The organism is Methylobacterium sp. Leaf465, assembly GCF_001424705.1.
Taxonomy (GTDB): Bacteria; Pseudomonadota; Alphaproteobacteria; order Rhizobiales; family Beijerinckiaceae; genus Methylobacterium.
The window spans coordinates 55529-68565 of record NZ_LMRA01000010.1 but is presented as its reverse complement, the minus strand read 5'-3'; the positions used below and the strand labels follow the sequence as shown (position 1 = coordinate 68565).

General features: G+C 66.5%; 6 protein-coding genes. 2 read left to right on the top strand and 4 right to left on the bottom strand.

The window, feature by feature from the left end:
- Positions 1–753 precede the first annotated feature (753 nt).
- Complete coding sequence (locus ASG51_RS08335) at positions 754–3471, bottom strand: PAS domain-containing protein (protein ID WP_244480095.1); 2718 nt, start codon at positions 3469–3471, stop codon at positions 754–756.
- Positions 3472–3781: 310 nt separating this feature from the next.
- Here ASG51_RS08335 and ASG51_RS08330 point away from each other — a divergent pair, with 310 nt between their 5' ends.
- Together ASG51_RS08330 and ASG51_RS08325 are read left to right on the top strand one after the other, a co-directional pair.
- Positions 3782–6205, top strand: coding sequence for a PAS domain S-box protein (locus ASG51_RS08330; protein ID WP_056380197.1), 2424 nt, complete (start codon positions 3782–3784; stop codon positions 6203–6205).
- A gap of 244 nt (positions 6206–6449) precedes the next feature.
- Positions 6450–8585, top strand: coding sequence for an ATP-binding protein (locus ASG51_RS08325; protein WP_082513928.1), 2136 nt, complete (start codon positions 6450–6452; stop codon positions 8583–8585).
- A gap of 523 nt (positions 8586–9108) precedes the next feature.
- Here ASG51_RS08325 and ASG51_RS08320 read toward each other — a convergent pair.
- From ASG51_RS08320 to ASG51_RS08310, 3 genes are read right to left on the bottom strand one after another with little or no spacing between them, the layout of a single operon-like run.
- Positions 9109–10020, bottom strand: coding sequence for a DUF1194 domain-containing protein (locus ASG51_RS08320; RefSeq protein WP_082513927.1), 912 nt, complete (start codon positions 10018–10020; stop codon positions 9109–9111).
- A gap of 18 nt (positions 10021–10038) precedes the next feature.
- The gene (locus ASG51_RS08315; protein ID WP_056380195.1) at positions 10039–11016 is read right to left on the bottom strand and encodes an FAD:protein FMN transferase; all 978 of its coding nucleotides are present in this window, start codon (positions 11014–11016) and stop codon (positions 10039–10041) included.
- Positions 11013–13037, bottom strand: a complete 2025-nt coding sequence (locus tag ASG51_RS08310; RefSeq protein WP_156389630.1) for a 4Fe-4S binding protein — start codon at positions 13035–13037, stop codon at positions 11013–11015. Before ASG51_RS08310 ends, ASG51_RS08315 begins: the two co-directional genes overlap by 4 nt.

The following is a 13037-nucleotide window of genomic DNA, read 5'->3' as shown; positions in this document are numbered from 1 at the left end:
TGGACGGCCTGCTGACCCGGGCTGTCCTGGAGCTTGGACGCACGCTTCGCGCCTGACGAGCGCCGACCGACGCTCTGTTGTCGCCGGCCGCTCCGTCCTGCGGGTCCCATACAGATATTCAATGTTCAGTAAACCACGGACACAGCGTTTTGCGGGATGGTGAGCCTGTATTGACATTGGCCGCCTCGCTAGACAGCCAAGATGGGTGGTCTTCTGCCCGTCCGCTTCTGGACAGCGGTTTCATCAAGCGGACATAGCCGTGGGGACTTCTTACGACCCAGAGCAGCATTTCTGTTGCCGAACCGTTTGAGGCAAAAATTAGATCCCACCGAGGTCTGCTCTTTCTTGCAGAAGACGCTGTGGTTGGCGCCAGCCATATTGGCGTGGCATTAATAATACAGCGTGGATCGCTCATCGCCTTAACAGGAACCTAATCAGACTGGGCTATTTACCCCTTATTGTGCGATCTGGAGCCAGGGAAGCCGTCAGGTGGGGAAACGTGCCTCCGATTACGGAATTGATCCTGTCCGCGACGAGAGCGGACAACCTCTCTCGGAGGGCTCTTTCGTATGGACGCGGCCGGGATCTCCCCATGCGATCCAGCACCATCTCGGACGCAAGTTGCAGGGCATGTACAACCAGATCCCAGGAACGCCACTACCGGACCGCCTGAACCAACTCCTGGCCCAGCTGGATACGGCCAGCGGATCGGACTGATCGCCCGATAGGCTCCCTTTAGACGAGCCTGAGGGTCTAGCTCGCCATGAGCCCGCGCCGCGGCGCGACGATCGTGCAGACCACACCGGAGGGCGGGTAGCTCAAGTCCACCTTCCCGTCGAAGCTTCCGGCAAGCCCGCGTCCGATCAACCGGGTACCGAACCCCGTCCGCTTCGGTGCAAACACCGCCGGACCGCCTGCCTCGACCCACCGCAAGGTGACCGGAGCATCGTCGCCGTCACCGCCGATATCCCAGGTGATGGAGGCCCGACCCTCCGCGGTCGAGAGCGCACCGTACTTGGCGGCATTGGTCGCCAGCTCGTGCATCATCAACGACAACGACAGCGCCGCCCTGGACCCCACCATCACCGTCGGGCCATCGAGCACGAACCGATCCTGATGGTCACGGTGAATGTCGAGCGCGCTCTCGATCACGCTCGTCAGCGAGGCTTGGGACAGGGAGCCGCCGAGCAGGAGGTCATGCGACTTGCCCAGAGCGATCAGCCGGCTGGCGAGCACATCTCGCGCGGTGTCGAGATCGGCAGCTCCGCGCATCGTCTGCGTGGCGATGGACTGGACCATTGCCAGCATGTTCTTCATGCGATGGCTCAGCTCGTGGTTGAGCAGTTGCTGCTGTGTCTCGGCCTCGATGCGCGCGATGGCCGACCGGGTGCGGTCAGCGACATTGCGCACGAAGGCGATGTCCTCCTGCGTCCACTCCCCAGGCTCTGCCCTCACCGCGTAGAACAACGCCACGAACCGGCCGTGCTCCATCACCGGCAGGTTGAGAAGCGAGCGCGTGCTGATCGCCGCCAATGCCTTGGCGTCCGCGCTGGTCCGAGGGTCGCCGCCGACGTCAACGATGACGACATCGCGCCCCGACTTGAGGTCTTCGATGTACGAGCCGTAGGCGCGGAATTGGTGTATCCCGGCGATGCTCGTGAGGCCCGGCGCGGTCCATCCCTGCTCCACAAAAATCGTCTCGGCGTCTGGATCGACTTGCCCGTAGCCCGCGTGGCTCAGTCCGAGCGTGCGCCCCATGACCTCCGCGGCAACTCGGCTGATCTCGCCCTTGTCGCCCACGTCGCGCAGCCGGTCGCCCAATTCGGTCATGGCCGCACGGCGAGCCTCGGTCCGTTTGCGGTTCGAGATTTCCAGGAACAGCGCCGCGAACTGCTGGCCAGACTGCTTATGCGCCCGGACCTCGAACGTGCGATGAAGCTCGGGGACGTGAATCTCGAATTTCTCGGGTTGGCCGGTCTCGACGGTGCGGGCGTAGGTGTCGATCAGCCACTGCGGGATGGCCGGCACAAGCTCGCGCATGGTGCGCCCGGCGCTGCTGGCCGGTAGCCCGGTCAGCCCGGCGAACGCCGGATTGACCTGCAGGAGCCGGAAGTCCGCGGGGTGGCCGCCCTCGTCGCGGATCAGCTCGGCGCTGAGGAACCCCTCCTGCATCCCGCTGAACAGCCCACGCCAGCGTTCCTCGCTGACCGCGAGTCGGCGTTCGAAGGACTTTTGGTCGGTGATGTCCCGCGAGACCGACAGGATCTTCTCCGGCTGTCCATTCGGCCCAAGGATCGGCGTCACCTGCACGTCCCACCACTTCGCGGTGCCGAGGTAGGTATCGGCCAGACCCTGGAAGTGGCCGACGCCGCCGGCCTTGGCGGCCGCGAGGGCTGCGACAGCATCGGCGTGAGCCTGGCCCTGCCAAAAGTCCGGCCACGGGCAGCCCTTCACCTGGTTGAAGTCGCTGACCTCCATCACCCGCATGCCGCCCTCGCTCATGAAGGTCAGGCCGCCGTCAAGGTCGAGCACCTTGATGCAGTCGGCTGAGGAGGCGAGCACGCCGCGCATGAACTCGGCATCGGCTTGCTGCCGAGCGGCGGCGTTGCGTTGCTCTGTCCGATCGCGCAGGATCTTGATGAAGCCTTCGGGGCGCCCATCCTCGTCCTTGAGCGGCATCATCTCGCCGTTCGCCCAGAACCTGCTGCCGTCTTTGCGCAGGTGCCAACGCTCGTCGGTTCCGCGCCCGTGCAGCAGGGCCGCGCCCATCTCCTTCTCGGCGATCTGGTCGCGCTCGTCCTCCTCAGTGAAGAACACGTTGGCGTGTCGCCCGAGCATCTCGGCCTCGGTCCACCCGAGGATCTGCTCGGCCCCCGCGTTCCAGCTCGTCACGCGACCGTTCAGGTCCATCGCGATGATGCCGTAGTCGATCGCGCTCTCCAGGATCGCCTTATTGCGCCGGTCGCTCTCGCGCCGCTCCTTCAGGGCGCGTCGTAGCTCCAGGTTGGTGATGACCTGCTGGGCGAGTGTGCGCAGGGTGAACGCCTGCGCCGAGGTCAACCGGTTGGGCTTGGTGTCGAGGACGCACAGCGCGCCGAGAGCGATACCGTCCGCGGTCTTCAACGGCACGCCCGCGTAGAACCGCACTTCTGGCCCGCCGGTCACGAGGGGGTTGTCGGCCGTGCGCGGATCGAGGGTGAGATCCGGGATCTCAAACACGTCGTGCTGCTGAGTGGCGTAAGCGCAGATGGACTGCGAGATCGGGGTCTCGCTCTGGCCGAAGCCGGTCTTGGCCTTAAACCACTGGCGCTCGCCATCGAGCAGGGAGATCAGCGACACCGGCATGCCGCAGGTCTCGGACGCTACCCTTACGATGTCGTCGAACTCAACCTCGGTCGGCGTGTCGAGAATGTCGTAGCCGGCAAGCGCCGCTTGGCGTTGCGCTGTGCTGTCCATCTGTTCCACGGCCACCCGTACACTCGGTGTTGATCCCAGGCCGATAATCGAGTTTTGCGGACCTGTCGATCCGATGTGAAAGATCGAAACGCCTTATGCCACACGGGGCTGATACAGACACGAGAAGGCGACGGGTTTTCGTGCCGTCTGCTCGTAGCGGCTACGGCTGACGCATGCCGTCGAACCCATAAGCCACACTTTCCGTGGGCATACCCTTGGCCATATGACACCCCCGGATGATGGGCGGCGTCGTGAAGCGGCGCTGGGTCAATATTGTCGGGCTACCAGCGGCCAGGATCACGGGCCCCCTGGTCGGGACGGACGGATGGAAGCGGACATCGAGGATCTGCGACGGCAATTGGCCGCCGCGAACGCGGAAATCGAGCGCCTGCGGCGGCGTAACGAGGAGCACGTTCATGCCCCAACGGGCAACGAACGAACCTCCGCCGCCGGGACCGACCTGCTGTTCACCGCGGCGGAGAAGACCCGCATGCCGCAGATCATCACCGACCCAAACCTGCCTGACAACCCGATCGTCTTCGCTAACCGTGCCTTCCAGGAGCTGTGCGGCTATGGCGCCGACGCGTTGATCGGACGCAACTGTCGATTTCTCCAAGGGCCCGGCACCGACCCAGCCGACGTGGCGAAGGTGCGCGACGCCATCGTCGCGCGCCGCGACGTGGTCGTAGAGATCTTGAACTATCACCGTGACGGGACCCCTTTCCGCAACGAGCTCTATGTCAGCCCCGTGTTCGACCCGGCCGGTGAGCTGCGATACTTCTTCGCGAGCCAGCTCGACGTCACGCGCTTTCGTACCGAGGAAGGTCGGCTCGCCGAGAGCGAGGCACGCTACCGAACCTTGTTCGAGGCCGTGGATGCGGGCTTCTGCATCATCGAGATGCGCTTCGATGCCGAGGAGCGCGCGGTCGACTACCGCTTCATCGAGGTGAACCCGGCCTTCGAACGCCACACCGGGCTGCGCGACGCGGCGGGCCGATGGATCAGCGAGATCGTCCCCGGCCTGGAGAGGTCCTGGCTGGACGCCTACGGTAAGGTCGCACTGACGGGCGAGTCGGTGCGCTTCGAGAGTGGCGCGGTGGCAATGGGCCGATGGTTCGACGTCCACGCCCTGCGCATTGGCGAGCCGGCCCGGCGGCGGGTCGCCGTGCTGTTCAACGACATCACCGCACGGCGCGAGGCCGAGCGGACCCTTGAGGAGACGGCCCGCGACCGGACGGACGAGCGTGACATGGTCTGGCGAACGAGCCGGGACCTTTTCCTGGTCTGCGGGTTCGACGGGCGCTACCGATCCGTCAACCCGGCCTGGACCCACACGCTCGGCTGGACCGAGGACGACTTGGTCGGCGCACACTTTAACGCGTTCATCTACCCGGACGACAAACCGGTGGTGGAGGGTGTTTTCGGCGACCTCCTTGACGGTATCGTCCTCGAAGGCCTGGACGTGCGCATGCGGACGCTCGACGGCGGCTTCCGGTGGCTGTCATGGTACGCTATCCCGCGCGGCGACCATTTCTATGCGGCCGGCCGGGACGTCACCGAGCGCAAGGCTCTGGAGGAGCAACTCCGGCAGAGCCAGAAGCTGGAAGCAGTTGGGCAATTGACCGGGGGCGTTGCGCACGACTTCAACAACCTGCTGACCGTCATCAAGTCGTCCACGGACCTCCTCAAGCGACCGAACCTCGCCGAGGAGCGTCGGACTCGTTACGTCGACGCCATCTCGGACACCGTCGACCGCGCCGCCAAGCTGACCGGGCAACTGCTCGCCTTCGCCCGCCGCCAAGCGCTCCAGCCGGAGGTGTTCGACGTCGGGCGCGGCGTCGCCTCAGTCTCAGATATGGTGCGCACACTGACGGGATCGCGCATCCAGGTCGAGACCCGGGTCGAGCCGTTCCGCGATGGCCGCGGTCGGGAGGGGCCCTGTCTCGTCGATGCTGACCCGAGCCAGTTCGACACGGCCCTGGTCAACATGGTGGTCAACGCCCGCGACGCGATGTCGGGCGAAGGTCGCCTCGTCATTCAAGTCCGGCCCGTGGGCCTCGTCCCCGCCGTCAGGGCCCACCCGGCCATGCGCGGCGACTTCGTGGCCGTATCGGTGACCGACACGGGTGTCGGCATCGCCCCAGATGTCGTCGACCGGATTTTCGAGCCGTTCTTCACCACCAAAGGCGTCGGCCAAGGTACGGGGCTGGGGCTCTCCCAGGTCTTCGGCTTCGCCAAGCAGTCTGGTGGCGAGGTCATAGCCGAGAGTCGCCTGGGCGAAGGCACAACCTTCACCCTGTACCTCCCGCGTGCGAAGGCCGCTGCCGTTCCCGAGGCAGAAGCGCACGAGCCAGCGGATCTCGCCGAGGGCCACGGAACCTGCGTTCTGCTGGTCGAGGACAACCACGAGGTCGGGGCCTTCGCGGCGCAGGCATTGGAAGAGCTCGGCTACAGCACCGTGTGGGCGAAAGACGCACAGATGGCCTTAAACGAATTCGAGCGCATTCCGTACCGTTTCGAGGTGGTCTTCTCCGACGTGGTGATGCCCGGGATGAACGGGGTCGACCTCGCCCGCGAGCTCCGGCGGCGGAGGCCCGATCTGCCGGTGGTCCTAGCATCGGGCTACAGCGACGTACTCGCTGCCCAGGGCACCCACGGGTTCGAACTCTTACGCAAACCCTATTCGGTGGCCGACCTCTCGCGCATCCTCAGACGGGCCGTGGAGCGCGTCGGCGCACAGGCGCGTTGAGGGCCGGTTTCCCGAGGATCGAATTGCTGCCATCGGGCCCTCCCGGAGCCGTAGTAAGATCTTGCCGTACCACCTGCTCCTGGTGTCCTGATTGGCCAATTTCACAAGACCGCGACCATCATAGACGGTCGCTTCCCATGGAACGACGGAACACGGATCGCTGCCGTCACCGGCTACCCTATTGCAGCGTCCATCAATTGGTAGGGTAGCGGATCCACACGCTTAAACCGCACACATAGACACGATGACGAACCCTTTGGCATTCCTCGACGGAGGCCGCGAAGCCGCCCGGATGATCCGAGATCGCGACTGGACCGGACATCCGCTTGGGCATCCCTCAGGATGGCCGACCGAACTGCGCACCGCTCTGTCCCTTGTGTTGAACTCACCCGAGAGCATGATCCTGGCCTGGGGGCCGGAGCTGCACTTCTTCTTCAATGACACCTATTTCCCATTGCTCGGTCCGCGCCTGTCTTGGGCGATGGGCGAGCGCTTCGACCGCGTCTGGGCGGACGGGTGGGAGCAGGCCCAACCCATCATCCAGGATGCCCTCGACGGCCGGCCTGAGCGCTTCGTCGACCTGCCCTGGAAGCTCGACACCGACCGCGGCCAGCAGGATACTTGGTGGTCGTTCTCGTATTCGCGCGTGCTCGACGGCACAGGTGCGGTTGCGGGCCTGTTTATCTTCACCAACGAGACCACCGGCCGCGTACTCGGGGATGCCGCGCTCCGGGAGAGCGAGGCGCTCGCACGGGCGAACGTCGAGCGCGTCCAACTCGCTCTGGCGGCCGGAGCCATCATCGGCACCTGGGTCTGGGACCTACCTTCCGACCGCTTCACGGTGGACGAGGCGTTCGCGATCAATTTTGGCCTCGATCCTGCCCTCGGACGCAGTGGCATCAGCTTGGCCCAGGTCGTTGAGACCGTGCATCCCGACGACCAGGCCGGATTGGCCAAGGCCATCGAGGAGGCAATCACGCGGGGCGGCCGCTACGCGCACCAGTACCGGGTCCGTCGGGCGGATGGCCTGTACTACTGGCTGGAAGCCAACGGCCTCGTCGAACACGGCCTGGACGGTATCCCGTTGCGCTTCCCCGGGGTTCTCATCGACGTGCAGGAGCGGCGCGCGGTCGAGGAGCAGCGGGATCGCGCCCTGATCGATCTGCGCGAGCTCAACGAGCAGCTGGAACAGCGTGTCGAGGAACGGACGGCGGCCCTGCAGGCGGCCGAGACCCAGCTACGCCAATCGCAGAAAATGGAAGCGGTTGGGCAGCTCACGGGTGGGCTGGCGCACGATTTCAACAACCTGCTCGCCGGTATCTCTGGGGCCCTGGAGATGATCGGAACCCGCCTCGCGCAGGGGCGTATCGCCGACGTCGAAAAGTACATGGCTGTCGCCCAGGGCGCCTCGCGCCGCGCCGCCGCGCTGACCCACCGGCTCCTTGCCTTCTCGCGCCGGCAGACTCTCGACCCCAAGCCGACGGACGTGAACCAGCTCGTCAAGGGCATGGAGGATCTGATCCGTAGGACGGTCGGGCCGTCCATCCATCTAGAGGTCTTCGGGGCACCGAGCCTGTGGCCCGCGCTGGTCGACCCGCCGCAGCTTGAGAACGCGCTGCTCAACCTCTGCATCAACGCCCGGGATGCGATGCCCAATGGCGGGCGCATCACCATCGAGACGTCCAATCGTTGGCTCAACCACGACGATGCTCGCGCACGCGACTTGGAACCGGGGCAGTACCTGTCGCTCTGCGTCACCGACACCGGATGCGGCATGGGCCCGGACACTGTCGCCAAGGCCTTCGACCCGTTCTTCACGACGAAGCCCGTGGGCCAGGGCACTGGCCTCGGCCTCAGCATGATCTACGGCTTCGCCATCCAGTCCGGCGGGCAGGCCCGGATCTATTCCGAACTCGGCATCGGTACGACGGTGCGCCTGTACCTTCCGCGGTACCTCGGAGCGGTCGACGCAGACGTTCCCGTCGCCGGCGGCTCTCTGCCGCGCTCTGAGCAGGGCGAGACCGTGCTCGTGGTCGATGACGAACCCAGCGTTCGCATGCTGGTCACCGACGTGCTCGGAGATCTGGGCTACGTTGCCATTGAGGCGGCCGACAGCGTCGCCGGCCTCAAGGTGCTGGAGTCGAACACCCGCATCGACCTACTCGTGACCGACGTGGGATTGCCCGGGGGCATGAACGGGCGCCAGATGGCGGACGCCGCACGGGTTCGGCGCCCGGATCTCAAGGTGCTGTTCGTGACCGGCTACGCCGAGAATGCCGTCCTCGGGAACGGGCGTTTGGGCCACGGCATGGGGATCCTGACGAAGCCATTTTCAATCGAGGCGATGGCCGAGCGCGTACGGTCCATGATCGAGACCTAAGCTTCGGATAAATCTGCTCAGGTTCCCGCGCCCGGACTAGACTTGGTTCCTATTGAACCCGCCGGTGGCGGTGAAGCGGTTGGTCAGACCTCACAGTCCATACCGACGCTTGGCAAGGTCGCGGTCGTTAAGCGCGGTGCGGTAGGCAACGGGTCACGGCGCGAACGAAATTTTGACCTCACGCTTCGCCTGTCACCATGCAGCGAACCTAACCCACCGCAGCATCCGCTTTCGCCAGAACTCCGGCTCAAGTTTTATGACTTGGTTGGGTCGGATGCGGAATGACCGGATAGGGTGGATTACAGCCGGTCCGCTATTGGGAAGCGGCGCCAACAAACCGGACGCTCCCATGAGTTGCGGCGCAAGACGGCTTTGCACCATGAGCAGAAATCTGCCGCTCGCCCGGCACCGTGCTTTCTGCAACCGATCTGGAGCGTCTGTTAACCACCGAATCTGTGAATTCTGTCAGTAGGCGTCAGGTCGGAGGTTTGACAACAGAATCATCCCTCAAAGGCAAAAATGCCTATCGATACGAACTGATTTCCGTCATGAATTTGCGGCGTATGGCCCTGGAAAAATCGCCATAGCCTTTCGCGGTGAGCAAGAACGCGTTCGGTCCAGCGACGACGTGCGCCTCGAACCATTGCTGGAGGCCGATATGCTCCTGTGGCAGCGGCGTCGCCCGGAGGCCGTACCCTGGGGCCCTGTATGCGCCGGCACCCACGACATCGTTCTCGCCCGGAACGAGGATCGGCAGGCCATTGATGGTGGCGCCCGAGGCGAGGACGGCGGCCTGCTCGGTGGCGAGGTCGTCCGTGTCCGTGCAATTGTCGATGCCGTCGCCCGAGACGTCGACGACGATGCGCTCGGCGGGGATCGGCATGGCGGGGATCACGCTCCCGGCGATCGTGCGGAACATCTGAGCCAGGCAGGTGAATTCACCGGTCTGGCGGGGGGTCGCCCGGACCTGCGCCGCTGCGGCGACCGCATCGGCGCGGCTCGCGATCCGCCGCCAGCCAACAGCCAGGCTGGCCCGATCGGCCCAGGTCACCATGGCGAAGAGCGTTCCTCCTGGCCGCGCGGTCATCGCTGCAACAACGCCGGGATCTTCCAGGGCCTCGGCAATTCCCTCCATCTGCAGCCCGAAGCGCGCCGCGTCGACCGATTGCGACACATCCACGGAGACGATGAGCGCGACCGCGACCGGCGGTTCGGCCCTGACCGCCGCGGTCGTGCCGCAGACGAGCAGAAACGCCGCGGATCGCGCACGCCAGCGTCGCGCCGGAGCTCGTGTGGGTGCCAGCAGACCCGACCGCCACCAGGGCCGTTCAGGGCGTTGTCGGGATTGCTGTCCGGGCGGCTCGCTGGCCCCGCCGACGGGGACGGGGACGGGGACGTGGATGTCGAATTTCGGAGCGGGGGGAAGCCGGGGCATCGTTCGGTTGCTGTCGATTCAGGTCTTGTCGATGAAGCGCACCGTGCAGCCCGGATGCCGCGCAACGAGGTCGCGACCGCGTGCTGTACCGAGGACCATGCAGCTGGTGGACAGGCCGTCGGCCAGAAGCCCAGTCGGGGCGGTGACGGTCACCGAAGCCAGGCCTGCAGGAGAACGCCCGGTCGCGGGGTCGAAGATGTGGTGGTCGACGCGGTCCGGCGAGAAGCTCATGCTGTAGTCTCCCGAGGTTGCGGCGAAGCCCGTGAACGGTTCGATTACGGCGGCGAGGGTATCCGGCGCCCGCGGATCGGCGATGCCGAGGCGCCAGGGCGTACCGTCCGGGTGCGTTCCTGAGGCGCCGAACTCGCCGGTATCCACGAAGGCATCCGTGATCCCACGCGCATGCAGGGATGCCATAACCCGGTCGGCAGCGTAGCCCTGGACCAGGGCATTCAGCGTCACTGCGGTGCCGGGCTCCAGAAGGATGCGCTCGGGCGTGAGGGAGACCTTGCGCCAGCCGATCCGGGCGGCCGCCCGGCTAAGGGAGGCCGGGTCCGGACGTTCACCCCGCGCGGCGGCCTGCGCCCAGAGCGGCCAGAATGGCTGCACGGTCGGATCGAAGGCGCCGCCGGTCCCCGCCGCAAGGTCGAGGGCGAAGCGCAGGAGCGTGGTCAGGTGTGCGGGCGGCGCCTCGAGGTGGCCGGAGCGATTGAGGCGATTCAGGGCGCTGGTTGCCCGGAACAGGCTCGCGGCGTCCTCGACGCTGCGGATCTCCGCGAACCCGTCGGAGAGGGCCGCGTCGAGGGTGGACGGTTCGGGCCCGGCCACGGTGAGGGCGACGGCGGTGCCGAAGGCGAGGCCCGTGCGGGTTCGCGTCGTGAGACCCTGCGCGCCGGCCATCGCGCGGAACGCGGCCACGCCGCCGAGCGCGGCCGTGGCGAGGCCGGCGCCCCCGACGAGGAGGCGGCGCCGGGCCGGGCGCAGGATGGCCGTCATTCCGCTGGTGCCTGCTGGGGGGCGATCCGCCGCCCGCGCTTGGCGGCCACCACCTGCGGCACGCATTGCTGCGGGTCCTGGATGATCGTCACGCAATCCATGCATTGAAAGCACTCAGGGTAGTCGATCCGGCCGGACGGCGCGATGGCTCCGTAGCGGCAGCGCACCTTGCAGAGCTGGCACGGGCTGCCGCATTCCGCCCGACGCGGAATCCAGTCGAGGACACGCAGGCGCCCGAGGATCGCGAGCCCGGCGCCGAGCGGACAGAGGTAGCGGCAGAAACCCTTGTAGACGAAGAGGTTGAGCACCAGCAGGCCGACCGCGTAGGCCACGAATGGCCAGGCCCGCACGAAGTAAAGGGTGATGGCAGTCTTGAACGGCTCCGCCTCGGCAAACGTATCCGCGAGGGGCGAGCCGGTGGCGGCGGCGACGAGGATGCCGGCGAGGAGCCCGTACTTCGCCTGTCGCAACCAGAGATCGAGCCGGGGCGGTACCGCGATCGGCCGGATGCGCAGGGGCTTGGCGAGCCAGGCGGTGAATTCCTGCAGTGCGCCGAAGGGGCAGAGCCAGCCGCAGAACGTGCCCCGCCCCCAGACCACGAGGGTCGGGACGACGAAGGCCCAGAGCAGCAGCGAGGGTGGGTCGTAGAGGAGGAAGGCTAGATCGTGGGTCACGGTGGCGGCGCGCACCAGGCCGACCAGCGTGACGACGGAGAGCTGCGCCTGGGCGTACCAGCCGACGAAACCGAGGGTGAAGGCAAGGAAGCCGAGGCGGAAGATCGCGAAGCGGCGGCGGTCGACCACGAGCATGCGCCGGAACGCGAGCACCGGCACGAGCCCGGCCAGCGCCAGGGCGATGACGCCGAGTTCGGGTCCGCGCGCTCGCCACGGATCGAGCCAGCTCGGACCCGCTTCCGCTGCCTCGCGGGTGAACAACGTGGCGGGGAGGGTGTAATCGGCGGAGAACTCACGGACGATCTTCTCGGACAGGATCTGCCCGCGTTCTCGGATGAGCTTGGCCTTCAGGGTCCAGGGCGCGGAGGGATCGAAGCCTGCGGCCTCGGTGATCCGCAGAATCGTCCAGGGCCCGTCGGGCAGACCAGGGGCGGCCCCGCGCCGCTCGATCGCCATGTCCCGCGCGTTCACCGCCAGACCGCCCTGCATTACGGCGAGGCGTTCGGGGATCGAACCCAGCACGAAATCCTCACCGAGGGGATTCTCGGAGCCGTAGCTCACCACCATCACCGCATGGTCGCCGGGGCCGAGTTCGCGCATGAGCGCGGTGAAGCGGTCCGAACCGAGGAGGCTACGGCCGATCGCCGGCACGTTGAGATAGGCGAAGGTGAGATCGGTGAGCGGTCGGTCGGCCGGGCCGCTGTCGATGGGTTCCAGGCCCGCATCCCGGAAGGCGTCCTCGGCCTGTCCGCGGGTCACGGCGAGGTGGCGTACCCAGCCCCGTGCGACGAGGTCGGCCACGCTCAGGGATTCGTCGGCATCCGGCCGGGCTTCGACCTTCAGGCCGACGTTCGCAGCGCCGAAGCCCAGCTTGGCGCGCGCGACGGCCAAGGACGCACCGAGGATCGATTCGTTGATCACGCGCGTCGAGGCGGTGGCCATGGAGATCCCGTCCACGGTGGTCTCTGCCGAGGCCCCGCCCCCCCGCGCGTTCGGCCTACCGACCCGGATCGACCTGCGAGCCGACAAGCCCACATATTGGTCGACGAAGGCGAAGAGCGGTTCCGAGCCCAGGCCCTCCAGGAAGACGGGCTCGTGGTGGGATACGACCTTCACATCGCGGAAGGTGCCATCGGGGGCGAGCGCCACGAGGAGATCGGGGGGCGTCCCCCCGAAGCCTGGGATCGGCGCGAGGTCGATGGATTCGAAAGCGTAGGCGAAGATCTCGTAGCGGCCGGCCTCCTGTTTCAGGATGGGCCAGACCGGCAAAGCCCCGTCGCGCTCGCCCACCACGAGCGGAGCCGGAAAGTACCGCTCAATGCCCCCCCGATCGAGCGTGCCCGCCAT